Below are 22416 nucleotides of genomic sequence, written 5' to 3' on the forward strand. Positions count from 1 at the left end.
TCATGCTGTTTTCGGGAAAGTTGACGTGAAATAGAATTTATTGAGTTGCGATAGCTGATCTAACATTTACACTCGGATCGCAAGACCGTTTGGGGGAGCACATGGCCAATTTGCCTTACGTCACTGCCACTGGCAACATCGGACGCGCCCTAAATGCGATTGCTACCGCAGCTACGCCCGACGCAGTGAGCGGCAATTTTGTCAAAACCATTCTCAAGGTGCCGGGGGGTTCTGGCGATCAAATGACGTCCTTCTTAAAAAAGATTGGATTTGCAGCGACCGACGGGAAGCCAACTGAGATTTATCGGCGGTTTCGAAATCCAGCAACAAGGGGTGCGGCTGCTGCGGCAAGCTTACGCTTCGGCTATGCGCCTCTTTATAAACGGAATGAATTTCTACACGAACTCAATGACAAAGATCTAAAAGGGTTAATTGTTGAGGAAACGGGCGCAGCATCCGACGCAAATGTGCCAGCTATGGTCCTAGCTAGCATTAAGGCCATCCGGGGCTTCGCCACCTTCGATGAAACTGAAAATGAGCTTCATGACACTGGCCCTACGACAGCTCCTCAACTTCCATCGGCATCTGAGCTAATTCCCAGCCACCCTTCACATCAGGGGACGGTAGGTCTGAGCGTCGGCTACAATATCCATTTAAACCTTCCCGCAACGACCGACATCTCGGTATTCAATGCCATCTTCAAAAGCTTAAAAGAGAATTTGCTCCCACCAGGCGATGGCTAAGCTAAGCGATCATCTCCGCTCGTTCGGTATGTCGGGTTTCCTAGTGACCGACGAGCTTCAAGGTATCGAGCGCCGATTTGCGATCGAGCTAGGACATGTGCGCCCGCAACCTTCTGAGGCAGCAGATTACTATCAACAATTTGATCAAGCCATCCGTTCACAAGCGGCAGGAATGGCGGCTCACTATGAGCTATTTTATTGCTTAGAACAGTCCATGCGAGAGCTCATTATCTCAACACTTTCTGAAAAATCGGCTGGAAATTGGTGGATTGAAACAGTCCCTACAAAAATCGTGGATGACGTAAGAGGCAGGCAGGAACGTGAACGGGATAGTGGATTTAGCCAGCGCTCAGACCGCGAGATAGATTATACGAATTTTGGAGAGTTATCAGTTATTATTACGTCGAATTGGGACGTGTTTGGGGCAATATTTACTAGCAAACGTGCAGTCGAAAGAATTATTTCTAGTTTAAATTTGTTGAGAGGTCCGATCGCGCATTGTAGCCCGTTAGCCGATGATGAGGTTGATCGGCTCGAATTGACTGTAAAGGACTGGTTTAGAGCGATGAGTTAGCGGCTACCGGGACGACCAGCCGACTCCCGTCGTGCCGCCATTCAATCGTGCGCGACATGCGACCAGAATCCGAGATCGATCGGCTCGTCGGTCACTTCCTGAATCGAAAAGATCATGTCGCCGTAGCGCGAGACGCCCTCACGATAGGCGTCGCCGGGCTTGTCGAAATAGGCGATGATCGCGCCATCGCGCATCAGCGCGAACTGGTCGCGATGATCGTGCACGATGCCACCGAGCGCGCGAGCGAAGGCGTCGTAGTTGCGATCGACTTCGAGACGCTGCTGCTGATGAGTCATAATCGGTCTGCTTCTCCGGTGACGCCGATAGAATCATGATCTGGCAATGCCGTCAATCTGCACGCCTGCCCGGACCGGCCTGCAACACAAAACAAAAAACCTCTGTCCTACACGTTCGCATTATGTTCCAACATGATTCATGCCAAACGACTCGCCCCACTCCGCCAATTCCCTCACCGCCGCCGAGGCCCCGCCCCGCAACGAGCTCGACACGCTCGGCGACACCACCACCTATAGCCCCGACGATTACCGTTGGGTGCCCGTCCGGCGGCAGGCGCGGTATGACGGGTGGACCGAGGAGAAGCAGCGCCGCTTTATCGAGGTGCTGGCCGACACCGGACTGGTCGGCACTGCTGCTAAAGCGGTCGGGCTGACGCGCGAGAGTGCGTATCGGTTACGGCGGGCTGCGGGGGCGGAGGCGTTTGCCGATGCCTGGGATGCGGCGCGCCATCATGCCGGTGGGCTGATCGAGGACATCGCCTTCGAACGCGCGATCGAGGGGGTGGCGGTGCCGGTGCTCAACGAACACGGCGAGGCGATCGCGTCGCGCACCCGCTACGACAACCGGCTGCTCGTCTTTCTGCTGCGCCGCCTGCGCGCCGACCGTTATGGCGGCGACCCGCGCGGGGGTCCGCCGCCGGGTGCCGCCGACCGCGCGCCGCCGCCGCTCGCGCTCAGCCTGCGCGCGCTCGAACCCGCGCTGCCCGCCCCGCCCGAAGAACTGCTGGGCGACGAACTGCCGCATGAACTGGAAATTGCCGATCTTGCGGGCGGCGTGCTGCCGCAGTGGCTGCAGGAACAGCGTGTCGAACCGGAAGGCCGCGACCACATGGCCCCGCGCGAGCGCCGTTGCTTCGAAGAGCGGCTCGACCATTTGAAACGCCAGCCCGCGCCACCGCCGCCGGACGATGGCAACGCTTACGACGACATGTTTCAGGTGTGACCTTTGTGACCTTTGGCGGAAATCAGCCGTTTTCGGGATCGGTTATGGCATCCGAATTGCGCCGCCCCTGCCGCCGCGCTAGCCTTGCCCGATGTCACCCCCGCTTTCACCGGACCTTGCGCTGTCCCACGATGCCGGGGATTTCGACCGCTTCGACGCGCAGGGCTATCTGGTGCTGCCGAACGCCGTTCCCGCCGGCTGGATCGCCCCGTTGTGCGCCGCCTTCGATGCCGGGGTGCTGCCATGGGACCGCTGGCCGGTGCCGCGCGGGCGTGACTGGGTGCATGCGGCGGTCGATCTCGACCCCCATGTGCAGCGGGTGTGCTGCTTGCCCGCGCTGCTGAGCACAGTGCGGCACCGGCTGGGCGGGCCGTTTTTCCTGTCGCAGGTCGAGGGGCGCGAGCCGCTGGCGGGTAACGCACTGCAACCGCTCCACCGCGACGGCGCGGGCTGTGGCGGGCAGATAATGTCGGCGATGGTGTGGCTCGACCCCTATGACGCGGCGAATGGTGCAACGCAGATCGTGGCGGGCTCGCATCTGGACGATCGGCAGGGGGGCGCTCCGCTGGTGCTGTCGGGCGCGGCGGGCGACATATTGGTCTTCGATCCCGAAGTGCTGCACGGCGCGACGACCAATCTCAGCGGCGCGCGCCGCCGCCGGTCGCTGCTGCTGAGCTATGCGGTCACGACCTTGCGTGCCAGCCATCGCCAGACCGAAGCACTCCGCCATGTGCGGATGGATACGACAAAAACCTTCGGGGCGACGGTATAGGCGATGTGCCTGCTCTACCGCCTCGACAGCGCGGCGCGCGATATTGCCGCGCTTTTCGACGCCGATTCTGGGCCGGATCCTTGGGTACCGGATTATGTCGCTCCCGGCAAATTCGCGCCGGTCGTGGTGCAGGGCAAGGAGGGCCGCTACCTGACACCGCGCGTCTGGGGCGTGCCGCCGCCGCCCAAGGTTGCGGCAGAGGGCGGGCGGCCCGTGCACAATGTCCGCAATCTCGACAGCCCCTTCTGGACCGGCACCCTTCGTCACACCGAGTTCCGCTGCCTCGTCCCCGTCACCAGCTTCATGGAATGGGGCGGGGTCAGGGGTGCGCGGACGCAGCATTGGTTCACCGTCCCGTCCGAACCGGTGTTCGCCTTTGCGGGCATCTGGCGCGACAGCGAAGTGCCGAGTTTTGCTTTCCTCACCTGCGATCCCAACCCGATGGTCGCGGCGGTGCACGACAAATCGATGCCGGTCATCCTCAACCCCTGGGACTATGGCCGCTGGCTGACCGCCGACTGGGCCGAGGCACGCGGGCTGGTCGAACCCTTCCCCTCGCAGCTGATGGCCGGGGCGACTGCGCCGGTGCGCCGTTCTTGACGTCGGGTTCGCGCACGCATCGGCTTCGTCGAACGCAGGCATCGATGCATTGGCTTGGACGGCGCCGCCGCAACCGCGCATGACAGGGGCCGACCGGGTTCGTCCGGCAGGGGATATCGCATGAAACACCGCTTTCGCGCCCTTTTGGCTGTGCTCGCCACCGCGCTTGCTACCGCGCCCTCGGGCGCGGCGGATGCGCCCAAGCCGCCGCATGTGCACGAGCAGGTCCGGGTGGCACTCGAAGCGGGAGCGGCGTTCTACAGCGCCTGGCCCAGCGGCAAGACGATCCACGCCGGGACGGGCTATATCCAGCCCTATGGCGCGGTCGATTACTGGTGCGGCAGCGGCTATGCCGAGGCGGCGGCCTATCCGATGGGACAGGTGGTCACCCCCTGGACGCTGACCAATGCCGACGACGCGCATCCGCTGTTCTGCGTCTATCGCACCGCCGTCGGCGACATCTATGCCTATGACATTCTGGTCGGGACGATCGAGCGCGTACCCGGCGCGAAGCCCGAACGCCGCGACGCGCTGGTCAACTATGTCGTCGGCGGCACCGGGCGCTTTGCGGGCGCGACCGGCGTCTGGACGGGCAGCGCGGCCGGGCGCGGCGACCTGACCAAAAGCAACAGCGGCCTGCAATGGCCGATGTCGATCATCAAGCAGATGGAAGGGTTCGTCCGCCGACCCGCGCCTGCTGCTGGCTGACGACAGGGCGGCTGCCGACGCGGACTCTTGACGGCGAGTCCGGTGTGAGCGATTCTTATCCACAGGAAGGGCACCGCGCCGGTTCGCGCGCCGACCCCGGGGATACGCACATCATGGCCAGCCGCGCGCAACCTGACCGTCCGCCTGCATGGCGCGCCACCGTGAAGGCGGGCGTCGTCCGCAGCGGTGCGATGCTCACTGCTGCGGCGCTGGCGCTTGTCGCGCTGCTGCTGATCGTCGCGCTCGCGACGCACCGCGGCGGCGATCCGTCGCTCAGCACGGCGGCGAGCCATGACGGGATCGGCAACTGGCTGGGGCTGGTCGGCGCGTGGGCGTCCGACTTGCTGCTCAGCGTGCTCGGTCCGGCGGTCGCGCTGATGCTCGCGCTGCCGCTGGCGCTGGCGGGCCTCTTGTGGCGCGGCAACAGCGTCGCCGGATGGCAGCGGCGCAGTATCGTCGCCCTGGTGGCGGTCGCGCTGATCGGGATTGCGCTGACCCTGCTGCGGCCGACGGCGGTTGCCGGGCTGCCGGCGGGGCTGGGCGGGATCGTCGGTCTGGGCGGCGAGGCGATCCTCGGCTGGGCCATCGCCTTCATTCCCGGCGACACCTGGCCGGCGATCGCGCGCTATGTGGCCGCAGGGGTGCTCGGTATCGGCGGATTCCTGCTCTGGGCGCGAACGCTCGGCCTGACGTTGCGGTTGCCGCAGCTCGAACGGCCTGCGCTCCCCCGCCTTGCTGCCGCCGGGGGGAATGCCGACACGCGCCGCGAACCTGCGCCGCCGCGTGCCGAGGTGGCACCGCAGCCCGAAAACCGCAGCCGCCCGGTCATCGCCGACCGCGCCGCTGCCCCTGCCTTGCCCAAAAAAGCGCGGCAGGAATCGCTCGCCCTGCGCGATAAATATGTGCTTCCCGACCTGAAGCTGCTCAAACCCGCGCCGCCGCCGACGGGGCAGGCGCTCGACAAGGCGGCGCTCGAACGCAATGCGCGGTTGCTCGAAACCGTGCTCGACGATTTCCATGTGAAGGGGTCGATTACCGAAGTCCGCCCGGGACCGGTCGTCACCATGTACGAGCTGCAACCGGCAGCGGGTATCAAGGCGAGCCGCGTCATCCAGCTGGCCGAGGATGTCGCGCGCAACATGTCGGCGCTGTCGGCACGCATTGCGACCATTCCCGGGCGCAACGTCATCGGCATCGAACTTCCAAACGCCAACCGCGAGTCGGTCTATCTCCACGAGATGATCGCCAGCCAGGCGTTCGAGGACGGTGCCGGCGCGCTTCCCATCGTACTCGGCAAGAATATCGCAGGCGACCCTGTCATCGCCGATCTCGCGCCGATGCCGCATCTGCTGATCGCTGGTACGACCGGATCGGGCAAATCGGTTGGCTTGAACTCGATGATCTGTTCGCTGCTGTACCGGCTGACGCCCGACCAATGCCGGATGATCATGATCGATCCGAAGCTGCTGGAACTGCGCCCTTACGAAGACATCCCGCATCTGCTCGCGCCCGTGGTCACCGAACCGGCCAAGGCGATCCGCGCGCTGAAATGGGCGGTCGAGGAAATGGAGGACCGCTACCGCAAGATGGCGAGTATCGGCGTCCGCAGCCTGGCCGGGTTCAACGACAAGGTGCGCGGCGCCAAGGCCAAGACGCAGAAGCTGACCCGCCGCGTGCAGGTCGGTTATGACGCCGAAAGCGGACTGCCCAAATATGAGGAGGAAATCCTCGATTTCGACGCGATGCCCCAGATCGTCGTGGTGGTAGACGAACTCGCCGACCTGATGATGACGGCGGGCAAGGAAGTCGAATTCCTGATCCAGCGCCTCGCGCAAAAGGCGCGCGCGGCGGGCATCCACCTGATCATGGCGACGCAGCGCCCCTCGGTCGATGTCATCACCGGTGTCATCAAGGCGAACCTGCCGACGCGGATCAGTTTCCATGTGACCAGCAAGATCGATTCGCGCACGATTCTGGGCGAACAGGGTGCGGAGCAACTGCTTGGCAAGGGCGACATGCTCTACATGATGGGCGGGCGGCAGATCGTCCGCGTCCACGGGCCGTTCGTGTCCGACGACGAAGTGATCGCGATTGCCGACCACTGGCGCGCGCAGGGCGTGCCCGACTATATCCAGGCCGTCACCGAAGAGCCGGAGGATGGCGGCTTCGCGCTCGACGGTGCTCCTTTGGGTGACGACAGCCCCGAGGATCAGGAATACCGCAAGGCGATGCAGATCGTCGCCGAAAGCCAGAAAGCCTCGGTCAGTTGGCTCCAGCGCCAGCTCCGCATCGGCTACAATCGTGCCGCGCGTCACATCGAGCGGATGGAAAAGGACGGCATGGTCGGCAGGCCGGACCATGTCGGGCGGCGCGAAGTGCTGATGGATACCGAGGGGCACGCGATTTGAAGTTCAGCGGCGGTTCAACGCACGTCAGCTAGCTGAATTCAATCGCTTTTCCGGAGAAACACGTTGTTCCGTCCCTCGATCGTGCCCATTGCCCTGTCGCTTCTCGCATCGCCGACCTTCGCGCAGCCGGTGTCGCCGCAGCTGACGGACCTTGCTGCCGTGCAGACGCATCTGCGTGCGGTGACGACGATGACGGCCGATTTCGCGCAGACCGACCGTTCGGGAAAGACGCTGACCGGGCGCATGACGATGAAACGGCCGGGCAAGGTCCGGTTCCAGTATCAGGAGGGCGTTCCCATCCTGATCGTCGCCGACGGCAGTTCTTTGTGGTTCATCGATTATCAGGTGCGTCAGGTGCAGCGCTGGCCGATCGGCAACAGCCCGCTGGCGGCCCTCCTCGACCCGGCAAAGGACATTACCCGCTTTGCGCGCGTCGTGCCCGTCCCCGACGCCCGCGTCCTGTTCGTCGAGGCGCGTGACCCGCGCCATCCTGAATACGGGACGCTGACATTGGCCTTTGCCCGCGAGTCGGGCGCGCCGGCCGGACTGCGCCTGCAGGGGTGGATTGCGCTCGACGGTCAGAACAACCGGACGAGCGTCCGCCTCAGCAACCAGCGCTTCAACGTCGGTGTCGGCGACGAAGCGTTTCGCTGGCGCGACCCGCGCCCGATGCGCGGGCCGAAATAGCCGGCCTGTTCATCTGCGCGACAGCTTGCGGCGGGTAATTCGCAAGTCGCAGCCCCGGAGCGGTTGGCGGGATTTCCCCCTGTTGCCTGCCCCCAAGTCTCCGGTGTGCAGCCCGCGTGACGAACGCAGGTCGGCCCTCGCTCCACGCCCCCGGAGCGGGGGCCTTTGCGTATCAGCCGCCGATCACCAGCCTGCCGTCGCCTTCGTCGACCTTGACCGTCGATCCATCGGGCACTTCGCCGCGCAGGATGGCATCAGCGAGCGGGTCTTGCAGGTATTTCTGCACGGCGCGCTTCAAGGGCCGCGCGCCATAGACCGGATCGTAGCCGACACGGCCGAGCCAGCCCCGCGCGGCATCGCTCAGGTCGAGCGTCACCTTGCGGTCGGCGAGCAGTTTCTGCACCCGAGCGACCTGGATATCGACGATCGGTGCCATGTTCGCCGCCGACAGCCGGTTGAACAGCACGATCTCGTCGAGCCGGTTGAGGAATTCGGGGCGGAAATGCCCGCGCACGATTTCCATGACCTGCGGTTCGACGCTTTCGACCGACTGCTCGTCGGGCAGGTTGGCGATGAACTGGCTGCCAAGGTTCGACGTCAGAATGATCAGCGTGTTGGTGAAATCGACCGTGCGGCCCTGCCCGTCGGTCAGCCGCCCGTCGTCGAGCACCTGCAACAGCACGTTGAACACGTCGCCGTGTGCTTTCTCGACCTCGTCGAACAGGATGACCTGATAGGGACGGCGCCGGACGGCTTCGGTGAGGACGCCGCCCTCCTCGTAACCGACATAGCCCGGCGGTGCCCCGATCAGCCGCGCGACCGAGTGCTTTTCCATGAACTCGCTCATGTCGATGCGGACCAGGGCGGCGGGGTCGTCGAACAGGAAATTGGCGAGCGACTTGGTCAGCTCGGTCTTGCCGACGCCCGTGGGCCCGAGGAACAGGAAGCTGCCGAGCGGGCGATTGGGGTCTTGCAGTCCCGCGCGGGCCCGGCGCACGGCGGATGAGACGGCCGCGACGGCCGCGTCCTGTCCGATCACCTGCCGGGACAGCATGGCCTCCATCTGCAGCAGCTTCTCGCGCTCGCCTTCCAGCATCTTGTCGACCGGGATGCCGGTCCAGCGCGACACGATGCCCGCAATGTCGTTGGCGGTGACTTCCTCACGCAACATCGCGCCCGCCGCCGCGCTCTGGGCCTCGGCCAGCTGCTTTTCGATGGCGGGGATGGTGCCATATTGCAGCTCGCCCGCGCGACCCAGATCGCCTGAACGCTGCGCCTGATCGAGCGCGATGCGTGCGGCGTCGAGCTGTTCCTTCAGCTTCGCCTCGGCCTGAATTTTCTCCTTCTCGCCCTGCCAGCGGGTGGTCAGCGACGCGGATTGCTCCTCGAGATTGGCGAGGTCGGTCCGCAAAGTCGCCAGCCGGTCTTTCGAGGCGGCGTCGCTTTCCTTCTCCAGCGCCATCGCCTCGATCTTGATCTGGACGATCCGCCGGTCGAGCGCCTCGATCTCCTCGGGCTTGCTTTCGACTTCCATGCGGAGGCGTGAAGCGGCTTCGTCCATCAGGTCGATGGCTTTGTCGGGCAGGAAGCGGTCGGTGATGTAGCGATGCGACAGCGCAGCCGCTGCGACGATGGCCGCATCGGTGATCCGCACGCCGTGGTGGAGCTCGTATTTCTCCTTCAGTCCGCGCAGGATCGACACTGTGTCCTCGACGGTCGGCTCGCCCACGAATACCGGCTGGAAGCGCCGCTGAAGCGCCGCGTCTTTTTCCACGTACTTGCGGTATTCGTCGAGCGTCGTCGCCCCGATGCAGTGGAGTTCGCCGCGTGCGAGCGCAGGCTTGATCATGTTCGACGCGTCCATCGCGCCATCGGTTTTGCCCGCCCCGATCAACGTGTGCATTTCGTCGATGAACAGGATGATCTGACCTTCCGCCGCGCGCACTTCGTCGAGCACGGCCTTCAACCGCTCCTCGAATTCGCCACGATATTTGGCGCCCGCGATCAGCGCGCCCATGTCGAGCGCCATCAGGTCGCGATCCTTGATCCCATCGGGAACGTCGCCGTTGGCGATCCGGAGTGCCAACCCTTCGGCAATCGCGGTCTTGCCGACACCGGGCTCACCGATCAGCACGGGATTGTTCTTGGTGCGCCGCGCCAGAATCTGGATCGTGCGGCGAATTTCCTCGTCGCGGCCGATGACCGGGTCGAGCTTGCCGTCGCGCGCCGCCTGCGTGAGGTCGCGCGCGTATTTCTTCATCGCGTCATAGCCGTTTTCGGCGCCCGCAGTATCGGCGGTCTTGCCCTTGCGAAGCTCGTCGATCGCCGCATTGAGCGCATCGGCTTTGACGCCCGACGCCGCCAGCGCCTTGCCCGCAGCGGTCGAAGTTGACACGGTCATGGCGAGCAAAAGCCGCTCGACGGTGACGAAGCTGTCATCGGCCTTTTTGGCGATCTGTTCGGCCTGGTCGAGCAGGCGCACGAGGTCGTTGTCGAGCCCCGGCGTCTGCTGCGCGCCGCCGCCCGAGACTGCCGGATGCTTGGCAAGCGCCGCATCGGTTTCGCGCAGGGCCACTGTAGGATCGCCGCCGGCCTTGCGGATCAGGCCCGATGCCATGCCCTCGCTGTCTTCGAGCAGGGCTTTCAGCAAATGCTCGGGGGCGATGCGCTGATGCGACATCCGGATGGCGACGGTTTGCGCGCTTTGCAGGAAACCCTTGGCGCGGTCGGTGAAGAGTTCGAGGTTCATGGGGCAGCATATGGTGTGGCGTATTTACAACACAAGAGACTTCGCCGTCCCGCGCTAGGCTCACGCGATGATTGCTCTCGCCGCCCTTGCCGCCGCCCTTACCCCTCAATCCACGCAGGACATCCGCTGCGTCGCGGTGCTCGGCATCGTCGCCTATGACCAGCGCCGCGACACGACCGAATGGGCCGATATCCCGCCGGTCGCCAAGGATGGCGAGCGCTTTGCGGGCATCGTCGGCGAACGGACGATGAAGGAAAGCGGGCGGACGCGCGAGGCGGTGAAAGACCTGATCCTCGCCGAAGTCGCCGCTGTCCAGAAAGCGAAAACCATTGCCCGCCCCGAGGTCGAGTCCTGCGTCAAGCGCATGGCGGTCGTCGCCCCACCTCCGCCCCCGCCCAATTTGCCGCGCTGCGCCGCCGTTATGACGCTCGCTGCTGAGGCAGTGAAAGCGCGCGAGGGGCTATCGTCAGGCGCAAAGGATCTGGCGACGCTCGCCTCGGTGCTCACCTATCGTGCCAAGGTTGAGGGGGTCGCCGCAGGCAAGACCGAGGCACAGGTGGCCGAGGCCATCGCCGCCGACCGCGCAGCGGCGAGCAAGGCAGGCGGTGCGGATGAAGAGGAAATGCAAGGTTGCGCCGAACTGGCGGCGGCGGAATGAGGCCGTTTCACCTCGCCTTTGCAGTCCATGAGCTGGCTGCCGCGCGCGAATTCTATGTCGGTGTGCTCGGCTGCGGCGAAGGCCGCAGCAGCGACACCTGGATCGATTTCGATCTCTACGGCTACCAGATCACGGTGCATCTGTCGGGCAAGCCCGCCGTCGATGTCGTTACCAGCGATGTCGACGGGAAGCCCGTGCCGATTCCGCATTTCGGCGTCGTGCTGGCGATGACCGACTGGAAGGCACTCGCTGCGCGGCTGGAGGCCGCAGGCACGAAATTCGGCATCGCGCCTTATGTGCGTTTCGAGGGACAAGTCGGCGAACAGGCGACGATGTTCTTCCGCGATCCCAGCGGCAATGCGCTGGAGTTCAAAGGGTTCGCGGACGATGCGGGGTTGTTTGCACATTAAAATCCTCCCCTAAGCGAAGTCTTAGGGGAGGGGGACCGCGCCGCGCAGACGGCGTGGTGGAAGGGCGGACGCATTTGCCAAACGAAGCCGATCTAGTGTTGGAAGCGCGTCCGCCCCTCCACCATGCTTCGCATGGTCCCCCTCCCCTGCGTGGAGGAATTAAGGCTTCGCTCACCGACCCCCGAACGTATCGCACTGGTTCGGATCGCCGCTCTGCAACCCGCGCGTCAGCCATTGCTGGCGCTGCGCCGACGATCCGTGGGTGAAGCTGTCGGGCACGGGGCGTTGCCCTGCTGCCTTTTGCAGCGTGTCGTCACCGATGGCCTGGGCGGCCCGCAGCCCCTCCTCAACGTCCCCCGTCTCCATCCGGTCCTTGTTGTTCGCCGCCCAAACCCCGGCATAGCAATCGGCCTGCAGCTCCATGGCCACTTGAAGGGCATTGCCCTGCGTCCGCGACGCGCGCTGCTGTGCGGCCTGCACCTTGTCGGCGATGCCGGTCAGTTTCTGAACGTGATGGCCGACTTCGTGCGCGATGACATAGGCTTGGGCGAAATCGCCGGGTGCGCCGAACCGCTGTTTCAGCTCGTCATAGAATTCAGTATCGAGATACACACCTTCATCGGCAGGGCAGTAGAAGGGCCCCATCGCCGATTGCGCGGCACCACAGCCCGACTGGCCCTTGCCTGCATAGAAGACCAATTTGGGTTGGGTGTAGCCGGGAAGTAGCTTCGCCCAAGTCTGGTTGACGTTGACGAGCGCGTTGCACGAGAACCGGCTCGCGGCATCGATCGCGCAGCTTTGCGCTGTATTTGATCCGGCGCTTTGCTGGTGCGGTGCGGTCGAGGGAGTCGAGGGGCTGACCATTGATCCAAAGCTGCCCAGCCCGCCGAACAGGAAGAACAAAATTCCCAGCACGACCAGCCCGCCGCAGCCAAAGCGGCTGAACACGAACGGCACCAGCATGCCGATGAGGCCGAGTCCGCCCCCGCCACCGCCACCGCCGAATCCGGCGCTGCTGTAATTGCCGCCGCGCTGGTCTTCGACATTGAGGTTGTCTGAATCGTCGAGGCGCATGGCCGTCTCCCCTGTCCTGCGGGTGAAATGCACCGGACGCATCGGCGTTGCAATGCGCGGACGCCCGCCGCACAGGAATTGACATGGCCGACATCGACTCACCCGCTCTCCGCCGTCGCAAGGCGTCGATGCCGCTTCCTGACAAGGTCGCGCTGGTGCTTCAGGGCGGCGGGGCGCTCGGCTCGTATCAGGCGGGCGTGTATCAAGCGCTCGATGCCGCCAACATCGCGGTCGATCAGGTCGCGGGCATTTCGATCGGTGCGGTCAATGCCGCGTTGATCGCGGGCAACCCGCCCGAGTTGCGGGTGAAGGCGCTCAGGACGTTCTGGGACCGCATGTCGGCGGCGCTGCCGACCTTTCCCATCTGGGGCGGCGATCTTGGGCGCGAATGGCTGCACGAGGCCTCGGCGATGTTTGTTGCCGCGTTCGGGGTGCCGGGGTTCTTCAAACCCAATATGCTACCGCCCGCAATGGCGTGGCCCGGCAGCATGCAGGCGTTGAGCCTCTATGATTCGGGACAGCTGGCGAAAACGCTCGACGATCTGGTCGACTGGGATTTGCTCAACGACGGGCCGGTCGGCTGCGCGGTCGGGGCGGTCGAGATCGAGAGCGGCAATTTCCATTATTTCGACAACCGCAAGGAACGGCTCGACGCGCGGCACATCATGGCCTCGGGCGCGCTGCCGCCGGGGCTCCCTCCGATCGAGATCGACGGCAAACTCTGGTGGGACGGCGGGCTGGTTTCGAACACCCCGCTGAGCCATGTCCTCGATACGCAGGACGCCGAACTGCTGGTGTTTCAGGTCGATCTATTCTCGGCGAGCGCGGCGCGGCCCCGGACGATCATGGATGTGATCGCGCGCGAAAAGGAAATCCGCTTTTCCAGCCGTACCCGCCAGATCAGCGACCAGCTCGTCAAGCTGCGTACCGAGCGCGAGGCCATCCGGCGCGTGCTGAAAAAACTGCCCGAAGCGATGCACAACGATCCCGATGTCGCGCGTTTGACCGAAATGGCGCGGGAATTTCCGGTCAACATCGTCCAGCTCATCTACCGCGCCAATGCGTGGGAGGGCGGCGCGCGCGACTATGAATTCTCGGCGCGGACGATGCAGGAGCACTGGGCGGCAGGCGAGGCGGCGGTTGCCGAAACGATCGGCCATTCCGAGCTCGTCGCGCAGAACATCCTCGACGGCAAAACCGCCGCGTTCGACCTCATGCCCCGCTAGTATCTGGAGTTCACACATGTTTCTCAAACGCAAAACCGCACTCGTCACCGGCTCCACCTCGGGCATCGGTCTCGGCTATGCCAAGGCGCTGGCGGGCGAAGGCGCGAACGTCATGATCAACGGTTTCGGCGATACCGCCGAGATCGAGAAGGAGCGTTTGGGGCTGGAGGCGCTGTCGGGCGGCAAGGCGCTGTATTCGGACGCCGACATGACCAAGCCCGCCAGCATCGCGGCGATGGTCGCGACCTGTGCCGAGCGGCTCGGGGGGCCGGACATCGTCATCAACAACGCCGGTATCCAGTTCGTTTCGCCCATCGAGGATTTCCCCGACGAGAAATGGGACGCGATCATCGCCATCAACCTGTCGTCGGCGTTCCATGTCATCAAGGCCGCGCTGCCGGGGATGAAGGCGAAGAAGTGGGGCCGGATTATCAATACCGCCTCGGCACATTCGCTGGTCGCGAGCCCCGATAAATCGGCCTATGTGACGGCGAAGCACGGGCTGGTAGGGCTGACCAAGACGGTCGCGCTCGAAGCAGCGACGTTCGGGGTGACGGCGAATTGCATTTCGCCCGGCTATGTCTGGACGCCGCTCGTCGAAAAGCAGATTCCCGACACGATGAAGGCGCGGGGCATGACCAAGGAGCAAGTGATGAACGACGTCCTGCTCGCCGCGCAACCGACCAAGGAATTCGTGACCGTCGAGCAGGTCGTGGCGCTGGCGATGTTCCTGTGCGGCGACGCGGCGGCGGCGATCACGGGGGCGAATCTGTCGATCGACGGCGGCTGGACGGCGGCATGAAGCGCGCGCTCGCGTTTCTGGGGGCGGCGGCGCTGGTGCCGATGGCAGGCGTCGCGAAAACGCCCAAGACCGCGGTCGTAACCGCTCCCGACTGGCGCGCCCTTGCCAGTCGCGACGATCTCCGGCGCATCCGGACATGGCGCGATGCCTTTGTCGAGGCGCTGGCCGAGGCGGCCGCGAGCGGCGACACCGCAAGGGTGGCCGCCGAAGGGAATTTGCTCGATCCCGATGCGGCCCTCGATGGTGCGGCGATCCCGGCCGGTCGATACCGCTGCCGGACGATCAAGCTCGGATCGGCGGGCGCCAAAGGGCTGGGCTTTGTCGCCTATCCGGGGTTCGATTGCCGGGTTTCAGTGCAGGGCGCGGCGACGGTGTTCGAAAAACTGGGCGGATCGCAGCGTCCGACCGGACGCCTCTACCCCGGCGGCGCGCAGCGGCAGGTGTTCCTCGGGACGCTGGTGCTCGGCGATGAAATCCGGGCGCTCGGCTATGGACGCGATGCGACCCGCGACATGGCGGGCGCGGTCGAACGCATCGGGCCGCAGCGCTGGCGGCTGGTCTTTCCCTATCCGCGGTTCGAATCGACGCTCGACGTCATCGAGCTCGTCCCCGCCAGCTGAGCCGCGAACCCGGCAAGCACCGTTTCCAGTTCGGCGAGCGAATAGGGCTTGGTCAGCACCGGCATATCGGCGTGCGCAGGCTCTATGCCGCCCGCGCCATAGCCGGTGGTGAAGGCGAACGGGCATCCCAGCGCCTTCAGCCGGGTTGCCAGTGCCATACTGCTGTCGCCGTTCAGGTTGACGTCGAGCAGGGCCGCATCGAACGCCCCGCCGGTACAGGCGGACAGGGCATCGTCGAGCGTTGCGGCGGTCACGACGACCGTATGACCCAGCGCGTCGATCAGATCCTCGGCCATCATCGCAATGAGCGCCTCATCCTCGACGAGCATCAGGCGAAGGGAAGCAGCAGTCACGTCACATTGCCCTTTCGCGGCGCGTCGATGGCGCAATGGACGCCAGTGGGTGCGAATTCGACCTTTACGCGACCGCCGAGGTCGCTGGCCAGCGCGCGTTCGATCATCTTGACTCCGAAACCCCTTTGCCGGGGCACAACGACAGCCGGTCCCCCCCATTCGCGCCAGTCGAGATGGAGCCGGTCGCCCCTGATTTCCCACGTAATGCCGACCCGGCCCTCGGCCGTACTCAACGCTCCGTATTTGACGGCGTTGGTCCCCAGTTCATGCAGGGCCATTGCCAGCGCCACCGCGGCCTTGGGCGTGACTTCCAGCGTATCGCCCGCAGCGTCGATGCGGGTCGCGTCGAGCGGGGCGGTGGCGGCGCGGACGAGTTCGCCCAGAGTCACGCCCTCCCATTGCTCGCGGGTCAGCAGGTCATGGGCGGCGGCAAGCGTGCCGATGCGGGCGATGAAATTGGCCTGTGCGGCGGCGCTGTCCGTGGACTTGCCGAAACTCTGATGCGCGATGGCCTGGACTAGCGCGAGCGTGTTCTTCACCCGGTGGTTGAGCTCGTTGATCAGCAGCGCCTGTCGCTCCTCGAACGCGCGCCGCTCGCTGACGTCGCGCGAGATCGACAGCAGCCCGATCGGACGCTTGTCGGGATCGACGATCAGGGTCGAATTGTTCTCCCAGCGCATCCGGCGGCCGTCGGGCGACGTGACCGCAACCTCGTGCCGAGTGTTGCCGCCGTGATCGAGCTTGTGGCGGAGCATCGATGTCGTCTGCGCGAACCCTTGCGGATCGACGAAATCGGCAATCGACCGCCCGATCAGCGCGTCGCGGGTCAGGCCGATGGCCCGCGCCCCGGCTTCATTGGCATCGGTGATGCGCTGGTCGATGTCGGCCGTGAAGATGATGTCCTCGGCCTGTTCGAAGATCAGGCGATAGCGCTGCTCGCTGGCGCGCAACGCGAAATCGGTCCGCAGGCGTTGCAGCGCACCCCATAGCCGTGCGGTCGCGGCCTCCGCCATGGCAATCTCGAACGGCGTCCAGACGCGCGGCACTTTGCTCTGGATAAAAATGCCGCCGCGATACTGGTCGCGCTCGCGGATCGGCACGACCAGCCCCGCCGCCATGTGCATGCGTTCGTGTCTGCCGAGAATCAACGGATCGGCCGTGCGGGTGTCGAACGCGCTGTTGTCGATGATGACGGTTTCGCCGCGCGCGAGTTCGGGACCGATGTCGCCGAACGCGCCGACGGGGTAGCTGCCACGGATGTCGGGCATGGTGTCCCGCGCCCAGACTTCGCGGATCGCCACTGACGCGTTCGCGCTTTCGACTTCGGCGAAACCCACGCGGTCGGCATTCAGGTCGTCGCCGATCAGGTTCAGAGCGACCGCCATGATCGCCTGCAGCGACGGTGCGTCGAGCAGGGCCTCATCGAGCCGGACCAGCAGCCGGTCGAGCTTCTTGCGGAACACTTCCCTGGTCGTGTTGCGCGCCCCGCACAGCACGCCCGCGATCTGCCCGTCGTCGCCCGCAACCGGCCAGAAGGTGAGATTCCAATAGACTTCGCGAACGCGCTCGCCGTCGGCAAGGGCAAAGGGTTCGTCTAGCAGGGTCAGGCTGTGCCGCGTCCGCGCGACTTCGGCGAAGCGCGAATGGATCGCCTCCCACCAGTCGCCCCAGGCCTCTGCGCCCGGCATCCCGATCTGCGCCGGCCGTCCCTCGAAGCCGCCGATCGCCGCCTGGTTATAGACGATGCGCCAGTCGGGTCCCCAGTACAAAGTCATCGGCATGTCGGACGCGAGCAGGAAATCGACCATCGTCGCCAGTTGCAGGGGCCAGTGCTCGCGGCTGCCGAACGACGTTGCGCTCCAGTCGTACGGCTCGGACAGGCGCGGGGCTGCCCCTGCGCGGTCGATACGACCGGCAGCGGGAACCCCAGCCAAGGTTGATGTGTCCGCTATAGCCACCCCGCCGCTCTATCGCGCGGGAATGGCTTGGCAATTCCCCCGACGCGGAAGTCCAAACGCCGAAACGCCCGCCCGGTTCCCCGGACGGGCGCCTTCCTCCCCAGGAAGTCTGGAGGCGGCACGGATTAGCGAAGCTAATCCGCACTCGCCGAAAGACCGGACGGCGGTCCGTCAGGACCGACCGACGAGACAGCGGCTTTGCCGCTGTCCGGTCCAAACTCTAAGGCCCCGCCGTCGGCAAAGCCGCCGTCGTCGGTCGGCGCGAGCGCCGCCGGCCGGGCTGGCCGCGAGATCGGATTGGCTGCCGCTAATCCGCGTCCGCAGCCTAGCCGAACTGGTTCATCGTGTTATGCGCGCCGCCGGCTTTCAGCGCCGCTTCACCCGCGAAATACTCCTTGTGGTCGTCGCCGATGTCGGACCCCGACATGTTCTGATGCTTGACGCAGGCAATCCCTTCGCGGATTTCCTTGCGCTGCACGCCCGCGACATAGCCGAGCATGCCCGCCTCGCCGAAATACTCCTTCGCCAGATTGTCGGTCGACAGCGCGGCAGTATGATAGGTCGGCAGGGTGATCAGGTGGTGGAAAATCCCCGCCCGCTTCGCGCCGTCGGCCTGGAACGTGCGGATGCGCTTGTCGGCGGCAATGCCGAGTTCGGTATCATCGTACTTCGCGTCCATCAGGCCTGCGCGGTCATAGGCCGAAACATCGAGGCCCTGCTGGACCATCGCGTCATAGACCTGCTGACGGAAATTCAGCGTCCAGTTGAAGCTGGGCGAGTTGTTATAGACGAGCTTCGCGTTCGGAATGACCGCGCGGATGCGGTCCATCATGCCCGCAATCTGTTCGACATGGGGCTTTTCGGTCTCGATCCAGATCAGGTCCGCACCGTTCTGGAGGCTGGTGATCGAGTCGAGCACGCAGCGGTCCTCGCCGGTCCCGGGCCGGAACTGGAACAGGTTGGACGGCAGTCGCTTGGGCCGCATCATCTTGCCGTCGCGGTTGAGGATGACATCGCCATTCTGCGCGGTCGCCGGATCGATTTCCTCGCAGTCGAGGAAGCTGTTGTACTGGTCGCCAAGGTCGCCCGGCTCGTTGCTGACCGCAATCTGCTTGGTGAGACCCGCGCCGAGCGAGTCCGTCCGCGTCACGATGATGCCCTCGTCGACGCCCAGTTCTAGGAAGGCATAGCGGCAGGCGCGGACCTTCGCGAGGAAGTCCTCGTGCGGCACGGTGACCTTGCCGTCCTGATGCCCGCACTGCTTTTCGTCGCTGACCTGGTTCTCGATCTGCAGCGCGCAGGCCCCGGCCTCAATCATCTTCTTGGCGAGCAAATAGGTCGCCTCGGCATTGCCGAAGCCCGCGTCGATGTCGGCGATGACGGGGACGACATGCGTCTGGAAACCGTCGATCTTCGCCAACACCGCGTCGCGCTCGGCCCCTTGCGCCGCGTCGAGTTGCTTGAACAACAGGTTGAGCTCGCGCGAGTCGGCCTGACGGAGGAAGGTGTAGAGTTCCTCGATCAGCGCGGGGACGCTGGTCTTTTCGTGCATCGACTGGTCGGGCAGCGGGCCGAACTGCGACCGCAGCGCCGCGACCATCCAGCCCGACAGATAGAGGTATTTGCGCTTGGTCGTACCGAAATGCTTCTTGATCGCGATCATCTTCTGCTGGGCGATGAAGCCGTGCCAGCAGCCGAGCGACTGGGTGTATTGCGACGAGTCCGCGTCATAGGCGGCCATGTCGGCGCGCATGATCTTGGCGGTGTAGCGGGCAATGTCGAGGCCCGAGCGGAAGCGGTTCTGGAGGCGCATCCGGGCGGCGGATTCGGCATCGATGCCGTTCCACGACCCCTGGGTGTCGATCAGCTGGCGGAGTGCGGCGGTTTCGGTGGAGTAGGTCATCCGGGGGAGAGCTTTCACTTCATTGACAGGTCGATGTCATCAACCTCACCCATATCGACCCCAAAAAGCGACAGAAATCTGTGAGTTTTGTTGTTATTGCGTCGCAGCAATGGTGGGCGAACTTGTATTGTTGTAAATAATATGACAAGCTGCAGCTATGGCCGAAGCCAAACTTTTTGCTGGACATGCCGTAAAGCGGTTGCGGCGCGCGGGCGGCCTGACGCAGGCGGCGATGGCCGAGGCGCTGGCGGTGTCGCCGTCGTACCTCAACCTGATCGAACGCAACCAGCGCCCGCTGACCGCGCCGATTCTGCTCCGCATGGCCGAGCGCTACGATTTCGATCCGCGGCGGCTGGGCGGCGCGACGCCCGGCGGCGGGGTGGAGGCGGTGCGGCGGCGGCTGGCCGACCCGATGTTCGCCGATCTGGAAATCGACCGCAGCGAGGTCGAGGAATGGCTGGCAGCGGCCCCCGGCGGGGTCGAAGCCTTCGCGCGGCTGTTCGATAGCGGCGCGGGCGGCGGCGGCTCCGGCGCGCCGGTGGCGACCGACCCCGTCGGCCCCGTCCGCCGCGAGATCGAGCGCTGGCGCAACCATTTCCCCGATCTGGAGGCGCAGGCCGAGGCGCTGTCCGACGAGCTCCGCCTCGGCTCGGGCGACCTGTACGGCGCGATGGCCGAACGGCTGCGGGTGACGCACCAGCTCGGCATCCGCATCCTGCCCGTCGACGTCATGCCGGGAACGCTGCGCCGCCTCGATCTGCACGCGCGCCAGTTGCAATTGAGCGAACTGCTCGACCCCGCCAGCCGCACTTTTGCCGCCGCCTTCCAGCTCGGCCAGATCGAGGCGAAGGCCGAGATCGAGGCGCTGATCAAGGGCGCGAATTTCACCGACCGCGTGTCCGAACGCCTGTACCGCCGCCATCTGACCAGCGGTTTCGCCGCCGCCCTGATGATGCCCTACGACCGGTTCCTGCGCGCGTGCGAGGCGACCGGCTATGACGTCGAACTCCTCCAGCGGCGGTTCGGTGCGGGCTTCGAACAGGTCGCACACCGGCTGACCACGCTCAGCCGCACCGGCGCACGCGGCCTGCCCTTCTTCATGCTCCGCATCGACCGCGCGGGGCAGGCGTCGAAACGCTATGCCGGCGCCAGCGCCTCGCCTTTGGTCGAGGCCGACGGGCGCTGTCCGCTGTGGGACGTCCATAGCGCCTTCGACCGCCCCGGCGCGCTGGTGCGCCAGACCGTGGAACTCGAAGACGGTAGCCGCTGGTTCACCCAGGCCCGCACCGTCAGCCCGCAGGGAGGGCGCGTGGGGCAAGTCCGCGCGCAATTCGCCGTCGGCCTCGGCCTCGACGCGACGCTCGCCGCCCCGCTCGCGGCGGCGCGCGGCTTCGACCTGAAGCTGGGGCAGGCGACCCCCATCGGCCTCGGCTGCCGCGCCTGCACCCGCGCCGACTGCCCCCAACGCGCCGCGCCGCCCGCATCGCGCGTGCTGGTGTTCAACGAACGCGAGCGCGGCGTGAGCCCGTTCGTGTTTGCGGGGGATTGAGGGGGCGGCTGCTTCCGAAGCTATACTGTCACGTCGTGTCCAAGCGACCGAAGTGCCTTGCTCGTTCGCGCATTTCTAGGTGGATAGATGTCAGGCAATGCCCAGCCAACGAGTTCCCCAAGGGCGCTTCTACCAATATGGTCGATCTTCCAATTCTGGTCGCTTATTCCCTCCCACAACCTGATCGGAACATCCGAGGGGCTTCCCCCATAGAAAACGTGACTCAGCAATTCGAAGGCATCATGCCCTCCATTGGAGCGTTCGCCGACAATCCGTCCTGCTAACGCTCGGCTCTTTTCGTCCATCGAATATTGGCGAGTTCCGGGCAGGCCAACAAGCTGGTTTGGTATTCGGCGGGCATGGTCCGCTATCGCATGCACCCGACGAAAAATCTCATAGAGTTTGTCGTCGGTTTGCGTGAGCAACTCACCTTGGGAAAGGTGGTCACGCAGGTACGGTGCCCATTCGTTGAGCATCCTGTCCTCGCTCGAAGGCGGCGTTATCTGGTCGCGCCACCACTCAAGCGCTTCGATTTCGGCCCTATCAGGGTTTGCCGCATTCCGTTCGTGCCACTCTTCGAAATAGGAGCGACCACCCGACATAACCCGGTTGTAGTAATGAGCATGGAGAAACTGATCGACATGAGCGCCGAGCGGCACCCCCGGTTCGACCCAGACTGGTCGGTAGTTTTCGACCTTCGCCGACAGATTTCGGAGCAGTGTAAGAGTGCTGTTCCATTCATTCAGAAACGCTGTTCTACGGCGCTCATTGGCGGCTTTTTCGGGTACTTGGACGAGACCGGCCCAAGGCCTGACATGCGGACTTTCGAGCAATGATTTCGCGTTGGCAGCATCTGCATCCCTCAGCTTCCCGAGCTGTTTTTGCCGCGCTTCGAGAGCCGCGCAAATTTCCTCGGTTAAGGGCGAGCCATTCTGATTCAGGGTCGCGAAAAAATCTTTCAGTTGTAAATCCAAGCCAAGAGATTCGAGTTCCGCTTCGGTATAAAATGTACCTGCCTCGACATTGGTGTACCAGGCGCTATCCGAAAGGTTCGCCGACCCGACATAGGCACCTACGCCATGCCACCAAATTACCTTGGCATGGAATTTTCTGACAAGCTTGCAGGTGTAGCTGGCCGATCGTCTGGACAGGAATCGTCGCAGGATAGCGGGTGCGACCGGAACGCTGTCGTCGAATCTGCCCCAGAATCTGAGCGGAATTTTGTTCTGCCAGCACCAGTCGAACAGCAAATCTTCCTTAGTGACATATGCTACTGCGGCATCGACGCGTTCAGTCGCGCTGGCGCTATTCAGGGTGATGTTACGTAGGTACTCACCGTTGATCGCATTCAAAACCAGATGCATTCGTGTCTCCGAGCAGTCG

The 22416-nt window shown here is 64.5% G+C and carries 21 protein-coding genes; 14 read left to right on the forward strand and 7 right to left on the reverse strand.

The window, feature by feature from the left end; genetic code table 11:
• The first annotated feature begins 101 nt into the window (after nt 1-101).
• Nucleotides 102-743 (forward strand): DUF5343 domain-containing protein, encoded by a 642-nt coding sequence (locus M0209_RS15415; protein WP_258889162.1) that lies wholly within the window; start codon nt 102-104, stop codon nt 741-743.
• A 43-nt stretch (nt 744-786) separates the two neighbouring features.
• On the forward strand, nt 787-1317 hold the full coding sequence (locus M0209_RS15420; protein ID WP_258889163.1) for a Swt1 family HEPN domain-containing protein: 531 nt from the start codon (nt 787-789) through the stop codon (nt 1315-1317).
• A 41-nt stretch (nt 1318-1358) separates the two neighbouring features.
• Here M0209_RS15420 and M0209_RS15425 read toward each other — a convergent pair whose 3' ends face one another.
• A complete protein-coding gene (locus tag M0209_RS15425; RefSeq protein WP_258889164.1) occupies nt 1359-1613 on the reverse strand; it encodes a hypothetical protein in 255 nt (84 codons plus the stop codon).
• 139 nt (nt 1614-1752) lie between these two features.
• On the opposite strand from M0209_RS15425, the gene M0209_RS15430 reads away from it, so the two are divergent.
• The 6 genes from M0209_RS15430 to M0209_RS15455 all read left to right on the forward strand — a co-directional run bounded on the left by M0209_RS15430 (nt 1753) and on the right by M0209_RS15455 (nt 7731).
• The gene (locus tag M0209_RS15430) at nt 1753-2556 is read left to right on the forward strand and encodes a hypothetical protein (protein ID WP_258889165.1); all 804 of its coding nucleotides are present in this window, start codon (nt 1753-1755) and stop codon (nt 2554-2556) included.
• A 91-nt stretch (nt 2557-2647) separates the two neighbouring features.
• A complete protein-coding gene (locus M0209_RS15435; protein ID WP_258889166.1) occupies nt 2648-3328 on the forward strand; it encodes a phytanoyl-CoA dioxygenase family protein in 681 nt (226 codons plus the stop codon).
• A 3-nt stretch (nt 3329-3331) separates the two neighbouring features.
• Nucleotides 3332-3928 carry an SOS response-associated peptidase gene (locus M0209_RS15440; RefSeq protein ID WP_258889167.1) on the forward strand — a complete coding sequence of 199 codons (597 nt, stop codon included), beginning with the start codon at nt 3332-3334 and terminating at the stop codon, nt 3926-3928.
• A 120-nt stretch (nt 3929-4048) separates the two neighbouring features.
• Entirely contained in the window at nt 4049-4636 is a 588-nt protein-coding gene (locus M0209_RS15445) for a hypothetical protein (protein ID WP_258889168.1), read from the forward strand.
• Between the two features lie 113 nt (nt 4637-4749).
• On the forward strand, nt 4750-7044 hold the full coding sequence (locus tag M0209_RS15450) for a DNA translocase FtsK 4TM domain-containing protein (protein WP_258889669.1): 2295 nt from the start codon (nt 4750-4752) through the stop codon (nt 7042-7044).
• Nucleotides 7045-7107: 63 nt separating this feature from the next.
• Nucleotides 7108-7731 carry a LolA family protein gene (locus M0209_RS15455; RefSeq protein WP_408988211.1) on the forward strand — a complete coding sequence of 208 codons (624 nt, stop codon included), beginning with the start codon at nt 7108-7110 and terminating at the stop codon, nt 7729-7731.
• 172 nt (nt 7732-7903) lie between these two features.
• Here M0209_RS15455 and clpB read toward each other — a convergent pair whose 3' ends face one another.
• Nucleotides 7904-10480, reverse strand: a complete 2577-nt coding sequence (gene clpB / locus M0209_RS15460) for an ATP-dependent chaperone ClpB (protein WP_258889169.1) — start codon at nt 10478-10480, stop codon at nt 7904-7906.
• A gap of 67 nt (nt 10481-10547) precedes the next feature.
• Between clpB and M0209_RS15465 the strand changes: the two genes are divergently transcribed.
• Nucleotides 10548-11138 carry a hypothetical protein gene (locus M0209_RS15465; RefSeq protein WP_258889170.1) on the forward strand — a complete coding sequence of 197 codons (591 nt, stop codon included), beginning with the start codon at nt 10548-10550 and terminating at the stop codon, nt 11136-11138.
• On the forward strand, nt 11135-11548 hold the full coding sequence (locus M0209_RS15470) for a VOC family protein (RefSeq protein WP_258889171.1): 414 nt from the start codon (nt 11135-11137) through the stop codon (nt 11546-11548). Before M0209_RS15465 ends, M0209_RS15470 begins: the two co-directional genes overlap by 4 nt.
• Nucleotides 11549-11719: 171 nt before the next feature.
• Here M0209_RS15470 and M0209_RS15475 read toward each other — a convergent pair whose 3' ends face one another.
• Nucleotides 11720-12622, reverse strand: coding sequence for a neutral zinc metallopeptidase (locus M0209_RS15475; protein WP_258889172.1), 903 nt, complete (start codon nt 12620-12622; stop codon nt 11720-11722).
• An 83-nt stretch (nt 12623-12705) separates the two neighbouring features.
• Here M0209_RS15475 and M0209_RS15480 point away from each other — a divergent pair, with 83 nt between their 5' ends.
• From M0209_RS15480 to M0209_RS15490, 3 genes are read left to right on the forward strand one after another with little or no spacing between them, the layout of a single operon-like run.
• On the forward strand, nt 12706-13848 hold the full coding sequence (locus M0209_RS15480; RefSeq protein ID WP_258889173.1) for a patatin-like phospholipase family protein: 1143 nt from the start codon (nt 12706-12708) through the stop codon (nt 13846-13848).
• A gap of 16 nt (nt 13849-13864) precedes the next feature.
• Nucleotides 13865-14650 carry a 3-hydroxybutyrate dehydrogenase gene (locus M0209_RS15485; protein ID WP_258889174.1) on the forward strand — a complete coding sequence of 262 codons (786 nt, stop codon included), beginning with the start codon at nt 13865-13867 and terminating at the stop codon, nt 14648-14650.
• A complete protein-coding gene (locus M0209_RS15490) occupies nt 14647-15270 on the forward strand; it encodes a DUF4893 domain-containing protein (RefSeq protein WP_258889175.1) in 624 nt (207 codons plus the stop codon). Before M0209_RS15485 ends, M0209_RS15490 begins: the two co-directional genes overlap by 4 nt.
• Here the strand turns inward: M0209_RS15490 and M0209_RS15495 are convergent.
• From M0209_RS15495 to M0209_RS15505, 3 genes are all read right to left on the reverse strand, one after another.
• A complete protein-coding gene (locus tag M0209_RS15495) occupies nt 15216-15623 on the reverse strand; it encodes a response regulator (RefSeq protein WP_258889176.1) in 408 nt (135 codons plus the stop codon). The two genes, M0209_RS15490 and M0209_RS15495, sit on opposite strands and share 55 nt — an antisense overlap.
• Entirely contained in the window at nt 15620-17557 is a 1938-nt protein-coding gene (locus M0209_RS15500) for a PAS domain-containing sensor histidine kinase (RefSeq protein ID WP_258889177.1), read from the reverse strand. The genes M0209_RS15495 and M0209_RS15500 overlap by 4 nt, the downstream gene beginning before the upstream one ends.
• A gap of 349 nt (nt 17558-17906) precedes the next feature.
• Nucleotides 17907-19484 carry an isocitrate lyase gene (locus M0209_RS15505; RefSeq protein WP_258889178.1) on the reverse strand — a complete coding sequence of 526 codons (1578 nt, stop codon included), beginning with the start codon at nt 19482-19484 and terminating at the stop codon, nt 17907-17909.
• 157 nt (nt 19485-19641) lie between these two features.
• Between M0209_RS15505 and M0209_RS15510 the strand changes: the two genes are divergently transcribed.
• Nucleotides 19642-21033, forward strand: coding sequence for a short-chain fatty acyl-CoA regulator family protein (locus M0209_RS15510; protein WP_258889179.1), 1392 nt, complete (start codon nt 19642-19644; stop codon nt 21031-21033).
• A gap of 20 nt (nt 21034-21053) precedes the next feature.
• Here the strand turns inward: M0209_RS15510 and M0209_RS15515 are convergent, their stop codons facing one another.
• A complete protein-coding gene (locus M0209_RS15515; protein ID WP_258889180.1) occupies nt 21054-22397 on the reverse strand; it encodes a phospholipase D family protein in 1344 nt (447 codons plus the stop codon).
• Between the last annotated feature and the right edge of the window lie 19 nt (nt 22398-22416).

Origin of the sequence: Sphingomonas sp. SUN039, from assembly GCF_024758725.1 — a bacterium.
Taxonomy (GTDB): Bacteria; Pseudomonadota; Alphaproteobacteria; order Sphingomonadales; family Sphingomonadaceae; genus Sphingomonas_O.